General features: G+C 68.0%; 13 protein-coding genes. 2 read left to right on the top strand and 11 right to left on the bottom strand.

What is annotated here, in order from left to right; all coding sequences use genetic code 11:
- The first annotated feature begins 389 nt into the window (after positions 1 to 389).
- Both ABGI63_RS12330 and ABGI63_RS12335 read left to right on the top strand, forming a co-directional pair.
- The gene (locus ABGI63_RS12330; protein ID WP_349742689.1) at positions 390 to 3,203 is read left to right on the top strand and encodes an ExeM/NucH family extracellular endonuclease; all 2,814 of its coding nucleotides are present in this window, start codon (positions 390 to 392) and stop codon (positions 3,201 to 3,203) included.
- A 25-nt stretch (positions 3,204 to 3,228) separates the two neighbouring features.
- The gene (locus tag ABGI63_RS12335) at positions 3,229 to 3,729 is read left to right on the top strand and encodes a PEP-CTERM sorting domain-containing protein (protein ID WP_349742690.1); all 501 of its coding nucleotides are present in this window, start codon (positions 3,229 to 3,231) and stop codon (positions 3,727 to 3,729) included.
- A 56-nt stretch (positions 3,730 to 3,785) separates the two neighbouring features.
- On the opposite strand, the gene ABGI63_RS12340 is transcribed toward ABGI63_RS12335, so the two are convergent.
- From ABGI63_RS12340 to hemL, 11 genes are all read right to left on the bottom strand, one after another.
- A complete protein-coding gene (locus ABGI63_RS12340) occupies positions 3,786 to 4,400 on the bottom strand; it encodes a LysE family translocator (protein WP_349742691.1) in 615 nt (204 codons plus the stop codon).
- Between the two features lie 45 nt (positions 4,401 to 4,445).
- Complete coding sequence (locus ABGI63_RS12345; RefSeq protein ID WP_349742692.1) at positions 4,446 to 5,105, bottom strand: cation efflux transmembrane domain-containing protein; 660 nt, start codon at positions 5,103 to 5,105, stop codon at positions 4,446 to 4,448.
- Positions 5,106 to 5,191: 86 nt separating this feature from the next.
- Positions 5,192 to 5,740, bottom strand: coding sequence for a crossover junction endodeoxyribonuclease RuvC (ruvC, locus tag ABGI63_RS12350; protein ID WP_137941624.1), 549 nt, complete (start codon positions 5,738 to 5,740; stop codon positions 5,192 to 5,194).
- 2 nt (positions 5,741 to 5,742) lie between these two features.
- On the bottom strand, positions 5,743 to 6,723 hold the full coding sequence (locus ABGI63_RS12355) for a phosphatidate cytidylyltransferase (protein ID WP_137941625.1): 981 nt from the start codon (positions 6,721 to 6,723) through the stop codon (positions 5,743 to 5,745).
- A complete protein-coding gene (locus ABGI63_RS12360) occupies positions 6,723 to 7,352 on the bottom strand; it encodes a lysophospholipid acyltransferase family protein (RefSeq protein ID WP_349742693.1) in 630 nt (209 codons plus the stop codon). The genes ABGI63_RS12355 and ABGI63_RS12360 overlap by 1 nt, the downstream gene beginning before the upstream one ends.
- A gap of 56 nt (positions 7,353 to 7,408) precedes the next feature.
- Positions 7,409 to 9,052, bottom strand: a complete 1,644-nt coding sequence (locus ABGI63_RS12365; protein ID WP_349742694.1) for a GMC family oxidoreductase — start codon at positions 9,050 to 9,052, stop codon at positions 7,409 to 7,411.
- Positions 9,053 to 9,063: 11 nt separating this feature from the next.
- Positions 9,064 to 10,473, bottom strand: a complete 1,410-nt coding sequence (locus ABGI63_RS12370; protein WP_349742695.1) for a coniferyl aldehyde dehydrogenase — start codon at positions 10,471 to 10,473, stop codon at positions 9,064 to 9,066.
- Positions 10,474 to 10,603: 130 nt separating this feature from the next.
- Positions 10,604 to 11,680, bottom strand: coding sequence for an AI-2E family transporter (locus tag ABGI63_RS12375; RefSeq protein ID WP_349742696.1), 1,077 nt, complete (start codon positions 11,678 to 11,680; stop codon positions 10,604 to 10,606).
- Positions 11,681 to 11,744: 64 nt separating this feature from the next.
- Positions 11,745 to 13,127: a UDP-N-acetylmuramate:L-alanyl-gamma-D-glutamyl-meso-diaminopimelate ligase gene (gene mpl / locus ABGI63_RS12380; RefSeq protein WP_349742697.1), complete on the bottom strand. Its 1,383-nt coding sequence runs from the start codon at positions 13,125 to 13,127 to the stop codon at positions 11,745 to 11,747.
- Between the two features lies 1 nt (position 13,128).
- On the bottom strand, positions 13,129 to 13,782 hold the full coding sequence (locus ABGI63_RS12385) for an HAD family hydrolase (RefSeq protein WP_349742698.1): 654 nt from the start codon (positions 13,780 to 13,782) through the stop codon (positions 13,129 to 13,131).
- A 10-nt stretch (positions 13,783 to 13,792) separates the two neighbouring features.
- Entirely contained in the window at positions 13,793 to 15,079 is a 1,287-nt protein-coding gene (hemL, locus tag ABGI63_RS12390; protein ID WP_349742699.1) for a glutamate-1-semialdehyde 2,1-aminomutase, read from the bottom strand.
- Between the last annotated feature and the right edge of the window lie 13 nt (positions 15,080 to 15,092).

Raw genomic sequence — 15,092 nt, forward strand, 5'->3', positions numbered from 1 at the left:
ATCTCGCGATCCTGGTGAAAACACCTAGTTTGTTTCATATCGGGACAGAGGGTTTTCGGGCGGCGATGGAGTTTCGTACAAACCCTAGGAAATCAAGCCCGGAAGCGCTTTTTTCAGGGTTTGCGCAAACGTTTTGGGGCGCATGGCGTGACGCCGCAAATTTCACCGCTGTTTGCTCCGGGCAGACCCTGTAGGGACGCCTGTCAAGCCCGCTGCTCCATCGGCTACCCCCGCGTTTACGGTGTCTTCTGCTGTCATATCTTGCCGCTAGCATCCTGGCACGCGCTGCTCGCAGAGTCGGCGCGAAGCCGGGTTGCCAGCAATCCCGGCGTTCGCCGGCCGCCTTTGGCGAGGAATTGGCCTTTGTTTTGTGTCCTCCCCATTCCATCATGAAACTCAAACCTCTTGTTTCCCTGCTGTTGACGGCGTTTGCCGCGCCGGCGGTGCTGGCTTCGGTCAGCGGTGTTGTCATCAGCCAGGTTTATGGCGGTGGCGGTAATAACGGCGCGACGCTGACGCATGATTTCGTCGAGCTCTTCAATGCCGGCAAAAACCCGGTCAGCCTGAATGGCTGGTCGGTGCAATATGCCTCCAGCGCGGGCACCTTCGGCACCTCGACCGGCGCGCTGACGCTGCTGCCCAACTACACGCTGCAGCCCGGCCGCTACTTTCTGATCCAGATGGCTGCGGGCACCGGCGGTACCCAGGCGCTACCGACTCCCGACCATATCGGCTTGGCGGCGATGAGCGGAACCGCCGGCAAGGTGGCGCTGGTGCCCGGCCCGGCAGCGCTTGCCATCAGCAACCCGAGCGCGAGCCAGTTGGTCGATGCGGTCAGCTTCGGCAATGCCAGCACCGCAGTCGAGGGCGCTCCCGCTCCCGGCCTGAGCAACACGACCGCCGCACAGCGCGCCGGGAACGGCTGTACCGACACCAACGTCAACAGCGCGGACTTCAGCGCCGGCATCGCTGCGCCGCGCAATTCCGCCTCATCACCAAACGTTTGCGACGGTAGTGGCGGTGGTGGCGAAGACCCGCCGCCGGTCGGCACCCCGGTGGCGATCTATACGATCCAGGGCAGCGGCGCGCAAAGCCCGCTGAAGGACCAGACCATCAGCACCCGCGGCATCGTGACCCATGTCACCAGCACCGGTTTCTATCTGCAGGACAAGCTCGGCGACGGCAATAACGCGACTTCGGACGGCATCTTTGTCTACACGGCCGCCGCCAACAGCGCCCAGCTCGGCCAGGAGATCAGCCTGACGGCCAAGGTGTCCGAGTTCATCGCCGGTGCCAGCAGCCCGGCCGCTCAGGCCCGTCCGATCACCCAGCTGATCACGCCGACATCCATCACCGTGCTGAGCAGCGGCCACGCGATCACGCCGGTCGAGGTCGACCTGACCGCGCTGGGCGACGACGGCCTGGAGGCCTATGAGGGCATGCTGGTGACCTTGGCCGGCCCGGTGATGGTCCAGCAGAACTACTTCCTGGGCCGCTACGGCCAGCTGACCATCGCCGCCGGCGGCCGTCTGCTGAACCCGACCAATGTGCACCGTCCCGGCACACCCGAGGCGCAGGCATTGTTTAGCGCCAACGCGCGCCGCATGCTGCTGCTGGACGACAATCTGTCGCTCCAGAACCCGAACCCGACGCCTTATCTGGCCGCCGACAACACGGTGCGCGCCGGTGACACGGCCGCGTCGCTGACCGGTGTGATCGACTTCGGCCTGGCCACCGCCGCCTCGAACGGCGCGGCGATGTACAAGCTGCAGCCCACCGCGCCGGTGCAGTTCGAGCGCAGCAACCCGCGCACCGCCGCGCCCGCTGCCGCAGGCGGCAACTACACGGTGGCCAGCGCCAATGTGCTGAACTACTTCACCACCTTCACCAACGGCCAGACCGCCTCCGGCCAGAGCGGCCAGGGCTGCACGCTGGGCGGTGCGAGCTCGGCCTCCAACTGCCGCGGCGCCAACAACCTGGCCGAGTTCCAGCGCCAGCAGACCAAGCTGGTGGCCTCGCTCAGCGCGATCAATGCCGATGTGGTCGGCCTGATGGAGATCCAGAACAACGGCGACGTCGCGGCCCAGAACCTGGCCGATGCGATCAATGCCAAGCTGGGCTCGACGGTCTACCAGGTCGTGCCCAAGGGCGCGCTGGACACCGGCACCGACGCGATCCGCGTGGCCATGCTCTACAAGCCGGGCCGCCTGAGCCTGCAGGGCGCGCCGCTGTCGGACACGCATGAGGTCAACAACCGTCCGACCTTTGCCCAAGGCTTCGCCGCACCGAATGGCGAGCGCTTCGCGGTGGCCGTCAACCACCTGAAGTCCAAGGGCAGCTGCCCCTCGGGCGGCATCGACGGCGACCAGGGCGACGGCCAGGGCTGCTGGAACGCCACCCGCGTCGAGCAGGCCCAGCGTCTGCGCAGCTTTGTCGGCCAGGTGCAGGCCGCAGCCGGTACCCCGGACGTGATCCTGCTGGGCGACTTCAACGCCTACGCGCAGGAGGATCCTATCCACGCGCTGACCGGCGACGGTGCCTTCGTTGACCAGGTCGGCCGCTTCGACCCTGTGGCTTACAGCTATGTGTTCGACGGCTTCGCCGGCCGGCTCGATCATGTGCTGTCCACCGCCGCGCTCAGCGCCAAGATTGTCTCGGCCAAGGAGTGGCATATCAATGCCGACGAGCCGCTGATCATCGACTACAACCTCGAGTTCAAGCAGCCCGCCTGCGCGGCCTGCGGCCCCGATTACTACCAGCCGACGGCCTATAAGTCCTCCGACCATGATCCGGTGGTCTTGGGGCTGAACCTGGTCAAGCAGGTGGCCGGTACGGCCGGCCGCGACACCATCGTCGGCACGGCCGGTGATGACCAGATCGAGGGTGGTGCAGGCGCCGACACGCTGACCGGCGGAGCCGGCCGCGACCAGTTTGTCTTCAGCAGCGCACTGGACGGTATCGACACGATCACCGACTTCGCACCGGCCCAGGATCAGCTGGTCTTCACCAAGCTGCTGCAGGCGACGAACGTGGTGAGCGCCGATCCCTTGGCCAGCGGCCATATCACCTGTACCAACTCGGCAGGCGGCGCCCTGGTCGGCATTGATACCGACGGCAGTGTCGGTCCGCTGAAGACCCGCACGATGGCCCTGCTCAAGGGCGTCGGCTGCGCCGCACTGACGGCCGCCAATTACAAGTTCTGACCCGACTCAGTCAAAGGAAGCAATCATGATGATGCGTCAAACCCTGCTCGCTGCAGCCCTGGTCCTGGCGGGCCTGAATGCCCAGGCCGCCAGCTTCAACTTCAGCGGCCAACTCGATGATGGCCCGCTGCTCGGCCAAACCTTCGCCGGCCAGTTCAGCTATGAAGACTCGCTGGTGACCGGTGTCGAGTACGAGCTGGTGAATCTGAGTGGCTGGACCCTCAATGCACTGAACCAGAGCTTCTCGTCGGCCACCGTGCCGGTCGGCCCCCAGGCGGCCTTCGCCTTCGGTCAGTTTGTCGGCCTCAGCGGGCTGTTCTCGGCCAACGGCAGCACCCTGGCCCTGGTCGACGGCCAGGTCGATTTCGGCCTGGCCTATGTGGGCTACCAGACCCCGCTGGGCGAGGGCTTTGGCAGCTACACCATCAGCGCCGTCCCCGAACCCGGCACCTGGGCGATGAGCCTGGCCGGCCTGGCCGCGCTCGGTGCGATCGCGCGCCGTCGCCGTCAGCAGCAGCAAGCCTGAGGCCACAAGCCTCGTCGCCAGGGGCGGTGCCAAGAGGCACCGCCTTTTTTTGTGGCTCAGCGCGATAGCGCCAGCTTCAGCCCGAAGCCGATCAGCACGGTGCCGGCCAGGCGCTCCAGCCATTGGCCGATGCGCGGATTGCTGCGCAGCCGGGCCGCCAGATGCTGGGTCAGCAGCGTGACGACCAGGCCATAGGCCAGGGTCAGCAGCGCAATCGTCACGGCCATCGCGCCGAAGGTCGCCAGGCCCTGGTGCCGCGCCGGGTCGACAAAGAGCGGGAAGAAGGCCATATAGAACACAATGGCCTTGGGGTTCAGCAAGGTGATCAGCAGGGCCTGCTGGAAATACTGGCGCGGCCGGATCTGCAGCACCGGCGCGTCGCCCGGCTTGGCGCGCAACATGCGCCAGCCCAGCCAGGCCAGATAGGCCGCGCCCAGCCACTGCACGCCGGAAAACACACGCGGCGAGGCTGCCAGCAAGGCGGCAACGCCGGCCACCGCCAGCCACATCAAGACCTGATCGCCGGCGATCACGCCCAGCGTCGCGGCCAGCCCGCCCTTGAAACCGCCTTTGCCGGTGGACGAGATCAGGGCCAGATTGCCCGGGCCGGGAATCATCAGGAAGACGATGATGGCGACGACAAAGGCGCCGTAGTCTGCAATGCCGAACATGGGGACTCCGCGAGAACGAAGCCTGATGCTACGCCACGCCGCCGCTCAATGCCCATGGTCATGGGCATGCGCCGCAGGGCCGCCGCCATGACCGAGCTCGCTGCGGGCCTGGCGCAGCACCTGCCAGCCGCCATGCAGGGCCAGCGTGGCCATCAGGCCGGCGACGGCCAAGTCGGGCCAGGCACTGCCGGTGCCGAAGACGCCGGCGGCCGCCGCCAGCACGGCCAGATTGCCGATCGCGTCATTGCGCGAGCACAGCCAGACACTGCGCATATTGGCATCGCCCTCGCGAAAGGCGTACAGCATCCAGGCCACCGCGACGTTGGCCGCCAGCGCCAGCAGCGCCACGGCCCCCATCGTGGGCGCATCCGGCACCTGGCCGTGCCAGACCGCCCAGAGCGCATGGCCCAGCAGATAAAGCCCGAAACCCATCATGCTGGCGGCCTTCAGCATCGCTGCGCGAGCCCGCCAGGCCAGGGCCGAGGCCAGCACCGCCAGCGACACCGCATAGTTCAGCGCGTCGCCGGCGAAGTCGATCGCATCGGCCAGCAGCGACAGCGAGCCGGCGGCAATGCCGGCCGTGATCTCCAGCAGGAACATCGCGGCATTGACCGCCAGCGCGATCCACAGGATCTTGCGGTAGCGGCCCAGATTGAGAATCTGGCTGGCCGGCGGCGTGTCGTGTTCACAGCAATGGGCGGACATCGGAGCTCCAATCAATCATTTGGTCGATGCCTGCATTGGAAAGCCTGGAGTCGCTACGGTGTCAAGCGGCCGGCGGCGAGAGTCGCTCAATACGTCCGGCTGCCCTTGAACTGTGCGTGCTGGCGGCGCTGCAAGGTGGTGCTGCGGCTCATCGCCTCGAAGGAGACGCGGGCATGGGCATGCATGATGGCCAGGCCCAGCGCATCGGCGGCGTCCTTGCCGGGTTCGCCGGGCAGGGCCAGCAGGCGCTGCACCATGGCCTGCACCTGCTCCTTCTTCGCATGACCATGGCCGACGATGGCTTTCTTCATCTGCAGCGCGGTGTACTCGGACACCGGCAGGTCGCAGCTGACCAGGGCCGTCAGCGCCGCGCCGCGGGCCTGGCCCAGCAGCAGGGTCGATTGCGGGTTGACGTTGACGAAGACGATCTCGACTGCCGCGCACTGCGCCTGGTAGGTGGCCGCGACCTCGCGGATGCCGTCGAACAGGATCTTCAGCCGCGCCGGCAGATCGCCGGTGGCGACCGCGCTGGTCTTGATCGTGCCGCTGGCCACATAGCTCAGGCGCGGGCCGTCGGCGTCGATGACGCCGAAGCCGGTGGTCTGCAGACCTGGGTCGATACCGAGAATGCGCATGTTCAGAGATTGAGCTTGAAGTACCAGCGCACCGAATGGAAGAACACCGGGGCCGCGAAGCACAGCACCGCGATGCGGTCCAGCAGGCCCACCGCGCCGGTGATGGAGCTGCGGTTGCCCCAGTAGACCACGCCGGCGTCGCGCTTGAGCGCCTTCATCACCAGGCCGCCCATGGTGCCGGCGGCCGCCGCGATCACCGCCATCACCAGGGCCTGGCCGGCCTTGAACGGGGTGATCCAGTAGAGCAGGGTGCCGGTGACGGCTGCCGCCAGCAGGCCCAGCCACCAGGCCCGCAGCGAGAAGCTGCGGCTGATGCGGCGCGCCAGCGGCCGGCGCCGCAGCGAGCGGCTGGCCACCTCCTGGACGATCTGGCCGACACCGACCACCATCACCAGGAAGAACAGCAGGAAGGGACCGCGGCCTTCGTAGCCCTTGAAGTCCAGCAGCAGCAGGGCGGGCGCATGCGAGAGCCCGTAGACGCAGACCATGATGCCCCACTGGATCTTGGCATTGCGTTCGAGAAAGCGCTGCGGGTCGTCGGCCAGCGCGCTGACCACCGGGATGGCCAGAAAGCCGTAGACCGGGATCAGCACGCTGAACACATCGAAATGCCGGTTGCCAACCAGCGCGTACTGCAGCGGCAGCAGCACGAAGAAGGCCAGGATCAGGCTGCGATGGTCGGCACGCCGGGTGTGCATCAGCGTGATGAACTCGCGCAGCGCCAGAAAGGACAGCACGCCGAACAGCAGGGTTGCGCCCAGCGGCCCCGAGACCCAGGCGGCCCAGAACAGCAGCGAGCCGACCCAGGTGGCATTCAGGTCGCGGCGGAACTGGCGCCAGTTGTTCTCGGCCGCTTCGCTGCGCGCGGCACTGCGCAGCGAATAGAGAAAACCTCCGGCGGTGATCAGCACCAGCAGGCCGAACAGGATCAGGAACAGCAGCGCGATCTGGTCGCCGGCGTTCATCAGGCGCAGCGCTTTCATCAAGCACGCTCCTGTGTGGGTCGCTGAGCCAGCACGGCGTCGCGGGCACGGGTCAGGAAGTCGCGCTTGTCCTCGCCCGGCATCAGGCGCAGCGGCTCGCCGAAGGTCACGGTGCACAGAATCGGCACCGGCACGATCTCGCCCTTGGGCATCACGCGCTGGACGTTGTCTATCCAGGTCGGTATCAGCTGCACCTGCGGAAACTGCTGGGCCAGATGGAACAGCCCGGCCTTGAAGGCCTGCGGCTCGCCCTTGCTGGAGCGGGTGCCCTCGGGAAAGATCACCAGCGAATCGCCGTTGCCCAGCGCCTCGACCAGCGGCTCCAGCGGGTCCTCATCGGGTGTCGTGCGGGTGCGGCTCACATAGATGGCGTTGAACACCGCCGAGGTCAGCCAGGTCTTGAGCTTGCTGGAGGTCCAGTAGTCGCGGGCCGCGATCGGCCGGGTGCCGGCGCGCAGCTCGGCCGGCAGCGCGGCCCAGATCAGCACCCAGTCGAAGTGGCTTTGATGGTTGGCGAAATAGATGCGCTGTTCGGCGGTGGGCGGGCAGCCCTTCCAGTGGCCCTGGGCGCCGGTGATCAGGCGCGCCACGGAGGCCAGCAGCAGGCCCGTCGCTTCGGTCAATGACATGCGGGGATTATCCCCGGCCTCATGTCGACCTTAGGCCGACCTCATGCCGACAGTACTCAGAGCGCTGCCAGATCGTGCTGTGCCTGCGGTGTCGTCGCGCTGCGGCCGCGCATCAGATCGGCCGCCTTCTCGCCGATCACGATGGCCGGCGCATTGGTGTTGCCGCTGACCACCTGGGGCATCACCGAGGCGTCCACCACCCGCAGACCCTCGATGCCATGCACGCGCAGCTCCGCGTCCACCACCGCCAGCGCATCCCGGCCCATGCGGCAGCTGCCCACCGGGTGGTAGACCGTGTCCACGCGCTGGCGCAGCAAGGCCTCGATCTCGGCATCGCTATCGCCCGTCTGGGCCTCGCGGGTCCAGGCCTCATGGGTCCAGCAGGCCTTCAGGCTGGGCGCGCGCATCAGCTTGCGGGTCAGGCGATAGCCCTCGACCAGCTGCTGCACATCGTCCGGATGCTGCAAGAAAGCCGGGTCGATCAGCGGCGCGGCCAGCGGGTCGGCGCTGGCCAGGCTCAGCGTGCCGCGGCTGTGCGGGCGCAGCAGGCAGACATGGCAGGACAGGCCGTGGCCCAGGCCCAGCTTGCGCGCATGGTCCTGCACCAGGGCGACGACGAAATGCAGCTGCATATTCGGCGCCGGCAGGCCAGGCCGGGTGCTCAGAAATCCGCCGCACTCGGCGAAATTGGTCGTCAGCATGCCGCGGCGCTCGCGCCGGTAGCGGGCGATGGATTGCAGCAGGCGCCAGCCGCCCTTGGCCGAGATGCCTACCGTGTCGAGGCTGTCGGACAGGTAGCCAAACACAAAGTCCGGGTGGTCGTGCAGGTTCCGGCCCACACCCGGCAGATGATGGGTGACCGGCAGGCCCAGGCGCTGCAGCGCCGCGCCGTCGCCAATGCCCGAGAGCATCAGCAGCTGGGGTGATTGCAGCGCGCCGGCGCTCAGCACCAGCTCGCGTGCAGCGCGCAGCTCGCGCTTGTGGCCGTCCTGCAGGATCTCGACGCCGACCGCGCGCCGGCCCTCCAGCAGCAGGCGCAGCACGCGCACGCCGGTGAGTACCTGCAGATTGGGCCGGCTGCCCAGATGCGGGTGCAGATAGCCGCGCGCGGCGCTCCAGCGCTCGCCTTCGTGCTGGGTCACCTGGTAGACGCCCAGGCCTTCCATCTCGCCGGCATTGAAGTCGTCCAGCACCGGATGGCCGCAGTGGCGGGCGGCCTCCAGCCAGGCCGCATGCAGCGGGCTGTCGCTGCGCAGATCGCTGACGCGCAGCGGCCCGGACTGGCCGTGCCAGGGGGCACCCAGCCGGCTGTTGTTCTCGGAGCGGATGAAGTAGGGCAGCAGCTCGTCGAAGCTCCAGCCGGGGTTGCCGGCGGCGGCCCAGGCGTCGTAGTCGCTGCGGTGGCCGCGGATATAGACCATCGCATTGATGGCCGAGGAGCCGCCCAGCACCCGGCCGCGCGGCTGGTAGCCACGCCGGCCGTTCAGCCCGGCCTGGGGCACGGTCTCGAAAGCCCAGTTGTTGAGCTTGCTGGGGATTTGCAGCACTCCGGCAAACGGCGTCTTGACCACCCAGCTGTCGCCGGCGCCGCCGGCCTCCAGCACGGTGACGCGGCAGGACGGGTCTTCGCTGAGCCGGCCGGCCAGCGCGCAGCCGGCCGAGCCGCCGCCGATGATCAGATAGTCGTGTTCGGCTGTCATCGTCGCGCCGCTCATGCGATCTTCTTCAGCAGGCCCAGCAGGCGCTCGAAAGTCGCGCCATAGGGCGGGTAGAACAGCCGGGTGCCGGCCCAGCGCGGCTGCGTGAACACCGGCTTGAGCGCGCTGAAGGTATTGAAACCCCAGACGCCGTGATAGGCGCCCTGGCCGCTGGCGCCGACGCCGCCAAAGGGCTGATCCTCCTGGCCGATATGCCAGATGCAGTCGTTGACCGTGACGCCGCCGGCATGGGTCTCGCGCAGCACCCGCTCGCGCGCTGCGGCGTCGCTGCCGAACCAGTACAGCGCCAGCGGCCGCTCGTGGCGCTGCACATGGGCGATCGCGGCGCCGGCATCGTCGCAGCCGACGATGGGCAGCAGCGGGCCGAAGATCTCCTCGCGCATCACCGCCATCTCTTCATTGACGTCCAGCAGCAGATGCGGCACCAGCTTGCGGCCTTCGGGGGCCTCGTCATGGCTGGGCAGCAGCCGGGCGCCGCGCGCGCGGGCGTCGTCGAGCAGGCCTTGCAGCCGCGCGTGGTGGCGCTCGGTCGCGATGCTGCTGTAGTCGGGGTTGCCGGCGATGCTTGGGTAGAGTCGGCGCATCGCCCGCTGCAGTGCCTGGGTCAGCGGCTCGACCATGGGCTTGGGCGCGAGCACATAGTCCGGCGCGATGCAGGTCTGGCCGGCGTTGAGCAGCTTGCCGAAGGCCAGCCGCTCGGCGACGCGCTCCAGATCGGCGCTGGCATCGATGATGACCGGCGACTTGCCGCCGAGCTCCAAGGTCACCGGGGTCAGGTTTTGCGCGGCGGCCTGGGCCACCAGCCGGCCCACGGCGGTGGAGCCGGTGAAGAACAGATGGTCGAAGGGCAGGGCCGCGAAGGCGCGGGCCAGCGCGGCGTCGCCGCAGATCACCTGCATCTCCTCGGGCGCGAAATGCTCGGCCACGATGCGGGCCATCAGGGCCGAGGTCAGCGGCGTCAGCTCCGAGGGCTTGATCAGCACCCGGTTGCCCGCCGCCAGCGCGGCCAGCGCCGGGCTCAACGCCAGCTGATAGGGATAGTTCCAGGGTGCGATCACACCGACCACGCCCAGCGGCTGCGGCATCAGCCGGTTGCTGCCGGGCAGGAAATGCAGGGCGGTGGGCATGCGCTTGGGCTTCATCCAGCCGCGCAGATGGGCTTTGGCATGCTGGGCCGCCGACTCCACCGTGAACACATCGGCCAGCAAGGTCTCCTGGCGGGCGCGATGGCCGAAGTCGCGCGAGATCGCCTCGACCAGCTCGTCCGCATGCCGGCGCGTCATCGCCCGCACGCGCTCGACCCGGTCCAGCCGGGTGGCCAGGCTGGGCATGGGCTCGGCGCGGAAAGCGCTGCGCTGCAACTCCAGGCAGAGCTGCAGGCGCTCGGTGAGGCTGTGGTCCAAAGAGGTCTCCTTGTGTCTTGTGGCACAAGGCTAACCCCCAGGGCCTGCACCGCCAAGCGTGAAGGCCCTGGGATAGAGGCGGGGCTCTACAGAAAAGCCCGCCGCGCTGTCGCCTGCGGGACAGGGGCCGCTAGTTGTGCAGGCCGCGCCGCTCGGTGGCGACGATGTCCCAGACCGCGATGAACATGGCCGCGATCAGCGGGCCGATCACAAAGCCGTTCAGCCCGAACACGGCCATGCCACCCAGCGTGGAGATCAGCACGATGTAGTCGGGCATCTTGGTGTCCTTGCCGACCAGCAGCGGCCGCAGCAGGTTGTCGACCAGGCCGATCACCAGCACGCCATAGGCGATCAGGCCCAGGCCGGCCGCGATATTGCCGGTGGCCAGGAAGTACAGCGCCACCGGCAGCCACACCAGGCCGGCGCCAACGGCCGGCAGCAGCGACAGAAAGGCCATCAGCACGGCCCACAGCACCGGCGCATGCACGTCCAGCACCCAGAAGGCCAGGCCGCCCAAAGCACCCTGCAGCGCGGCCACCGCGATATTGCCCTTGACCGTGGCGCGTATCACGGTGGTGAACTTCTCGCCCAGCATGCGCTTGTAGGTGGCGCGCAGGGGCAGCGCTTCGCGGATGCGGCGCGACAGCTGCTCGCCGTCGCGCATCACGAAGAACATCAGGTAGAGCATGATGAAGAAGCTGACGACGAAGTCGAAGGTGTCCTGGCCGAAGCCCAGGGCCTTGCTCGCCAGCAGCTGGCTGCCCTGGTTCAGCGCGCTGACCAGCTTGTCCTGCAGCAGGTTGAGATTGCCCAGGCCGAAGCGGTCCAGCAGTTGGGTCAGCCAGGCCGGCAGCGCCGCATAGATCTGCTGCACATAGGTCGTGAAGCTGAACTCGCCCGACTTGCTCTTTGCGTAGAGCGCCGTGCCCTCCTGCACCAGCGACAGGGTGATCAGGGCCAGCGGCAGTATCACCAGCAGCAGCACGATGAAGATGGCGCCCAGCGCCGCCAGCGTGCGCCGTCCCTTGGCGGGCTTGAGCAGGCTCCGGTACAGCGGCGCGAACACGATGGCCATCGCCGTGCCCCACAGCACCGCGCCGTAAAAGGGCAGGAGGATCCAGCCAAAGGCCAGGGTCACCAGCACCAGCAGCAGCACAAAGGTCTTGTCGTGCAGGGCGGGGGCGTCATCGGGGGGCAGGGACGGCATCGAAGCTTCCAGGTCGGCAAAGATGGGCGCATGGTAGCGCCGCGGCCGTGAACCGACGGCCGGTTCAGGGCCGCGCCAGCGCCTTAAGCAGCTTGTCGTGGATGCCGCCAAAGCCGCCATTGCTCATGCACAGCACATGATCGCCGGGCTTGGCGGCCCGGACGACGGCGGCCACCAGCGCATCGATGTCGGCACAGACCTGGGCCTGCGCGCCCATGGTCGCCAGCACTTCCTTGGCGTCCCAGTCGACGCTGCCCTGATGGCAGAAACTGATATCGGCCTCTTCCAGCGACCAGGGCAGCTGGGCCTTCATCGTGCCCAGCTTCATCGTGTTGGAGCGCGGCTCGAACACGGCCAGGATGCGCTCGCTGGGCGCGATGCGGCGGCGCAGGCCGTTGACCGTGGTGTGGATGGCGGTCGGGTGGTGGGCGAAGTCGTCGTAGACCTTGACGCTGCCTCCTTCAACCAGGGCCTCGCCGCGCAGCTCCAGCCGGCGACGCACGTTCTGGAACGTGGCCAGCGCGGCGGCCGACTGCTCGGGCGGCACGGCCAGGTGTTCGGCGGCGGCGATCGCGGCCAGCGCATTGAGCTGGTTGTGCTCGCCGCTCAGCGCCCATTCGACTCTGGCGACCTTCAGGCTGCCGCGCAGCACGTCGAAGGCCTGCGGCTCGCCACGGGCGCGCAGCGCGCCGGGCTCTTCCTTGCGGGCACCAAAGCGCTGCACCTCGCTCCAGCAGCCGCGGCTGAGGACGCGCTTGAGCGCGTCCTCGCGGGCATTGACGACCAGGCGGCCGCTGGCCGGTACGGTGCGCACCAGGTGGTGGAACTGGGTCTCGATCGCGGCCAGGTCGGGGAAGATGTCGGCGTGGTCGTGCTCGAGATTGTTCAGGATCGCGGTGCGCGGCCGGTAGTGGACGAACTTGCTGCGCTTGTCGAAGAAGGCGGTGTCGTACTCGTCGGCTTCGATGACGAAAGGCTTGCCCTGGCCGAGCCGGGCCGAGACGCCGAAATTCAGCGGCACGCCGCCGACCAGAAAGCCCGGCTCCAGCCCGGTCTGCTCAAGAATCCAGGCCAGCATCGCGGTGGTCGTGGTCTTGCCATGGGTGCCGGCCACGGCCAGCACATGGCGGCCCTGCAAGACATGCTCGGCCAGCCATTGCGGACCCGAGGTGTAGGGCAGACCGGCGTCGAGGATGGCTTCCATCAGCGGGAAGCGGCCTTCCGATGAGCGCGTCACGACATTGCCGATCACGAAGAGATCGGGCTTGAGTGCCAGCTGCTCGGCGCCAAAGCCCTGGATCAGCGTGATGCCCAGGGCCTGCAACTGATCGGACATCGGCGGGTAGACATTGGCATCGCAGCCGGTCACCTTGTGGCCGGCCTCGCGGGCCAGCGCGGCCAGGCCGCCCATGAAGGTGCCGCAGATGCCGAGGATGTGGATGTGCATATCAGTTGTCTCTAAACCAGGAGGGCAGGCGGGGCAGGACCTCGTCCAGGGAGCCTAGCACCAGGCATTGCGGGGCGATAGCCGGGTCGGGCTGCTTCAGGTCGGGCACCAGGACCACGCCCATGCCCGCCGTCAGTGCCCCCTGGGCGCCGTAGCTGGAATCCTCGAACACCAGGGCCTTAGCAGGATGGATGCCAAGGCTGCGCGCGGCCAGCTCGAACAGGTCCGGATGGGGCTTGCCGCGCGCCACCTGGTCGCCGCCATGGATGGGGCCGAAGAAGGGACGGATGCCGGCGGCATCGAGCCGGTCCAGCACCTTGGTGTGTCGCGTCGACGAGGCCACGGCCAGCGGCACGCCCAGACCCTGCAGCCGCTGCAGCAGGGCCAGCGCGCCGGGCATCAGCGCGAAGCCGCGGTCCTGGAACTGCGCCGCGATCTCGGCATCGACCGCCGCATACACGCGCTCGGCCTCCGACAGGCTGCCCAGCTTCTCGGTCAGCACGGCCAGGCTGTCCGGCCGGTTGCGGCCTACCGTCAGCAGATAGTCGGCCTCGGTCAGCGAGGACAGCCGCAGCCAGGCATCGCGGATCGGTCGCTCGGAGTCGAGCAGCAGACCGTCCATATCGAAGATCACCGCATCGAAGCGGCGGGCCATGATCGCCATCTCAGCGCAGGGCGCTGCGGGCGGCGTCCAGCGTGGCCTCGATATCGGCCGCGCTGTGGGCGCCGCTGACGAAGCCGGCTTCATACAGCGCGGGTGCCAGGTAGACGCCGGCATTGAGCATGCCGTGGAAGAAGCGGTTGAAGCGCTCCTTGTCGGTCGTCATCACGGTGGCGTAGTTCTGCGGCAGCTCGCTCATCAGGAAGAAGCCGAACATGCCGCCCTGGCAATCGGCGCTGAAGGGCACACCGTTCTCGCGCGCCACGGCCACCAGGCCATCGACCAGGCTGCGGGTGCGCGCGCTCAGCGCGTCGAAGAAACCGGGCTTCTGGATCTCGCGCAGCGTGGCCAGGCCGCAGGCGGTGGCGACCGGGTTGCCGCTCAGGGTGCCGGCCTGGTAGACGCCGCCCAGCGGGGCGAGGTGAGCCATGATGTCGCGGCTGGCACCAAAGGCGGCCAGCGGCATGCCGCCGCCGATGACCTTGCCGAACACGCTGATATCGGGCTTGAAGCCGGGGATCAGGCCCGCATAGTGGCCTTGCGCGCTGGCGAGGCCGACGCGGAAACCCGTCATCACCTCGTCGAATACCAGCAGCGCGCCGTGGGTAGAGCACAGCTCGCGCATGCGGGTCATGAAGGGCACGCTGGCGCGCACGAAGTTCATATTGCCGGCAATCGGCTCGACGATCACGCAGGCCAGCTCGGGCCCATGCAGCGCGAAGGCCTCTTCGAGCTGGGCGATGTTGTTGTACTCCAGCACCAGCGTGTCCTGCGCAGCTGAAGCCGGCACACCGGCGCTGGTCGGGTGGCCGAAGGTGGCAAGACCCGACCCCGCCTTGACCAGCAGCGCGTCGGTGTGGCCGTGGTAGCAGCCCTCGAACTTGATGAACTTGCTGCGGCCGGTGGCGCCGCGCGCCAGCCGGATCGCGCTCATCGTCGCCTCGGTGCCCGAGCTGACCAGGCGCACCTGCTCCATGCTGGGTACCAGCTTCAGGATCTCCTCGGCCAGCTCCAGCTCGCGCTCGGTCGGCGCGCCGAAGGAGAAGCCCTCACGCGCCGCACTCAGCACCGCGTCCAGCACGGCCGGGTGGCCGTGGCCCAGGATCATCGGGCCCCAGGAGCCGATGTAGTCGATATAGCGCTTGCCCTCGGCGTCAAAAATATAGGCGCCGTCACCGCGCTTGATGAAGCGCGGCGTGCCGCCGACGGCGCGGAAGGCGCGCACCGGCGAGTTGACGCCGCCAGGGATGACGCGCTGCGAGCGCTCGAACAGGTCTTGATTCGTGGTCATGATCGGGAAAGAC

The sequence above is a fragment of the Roseateles cavernae genome, assembly GCF_040187885.1.
Classification (GTDB): domain Bacteria; phylum Pseudomonadota; class Gammaproteobacteria; order Burkholderiales; family Burkholderiaceae_C; genus Roseateles_E; species Roseateles_E cavernae.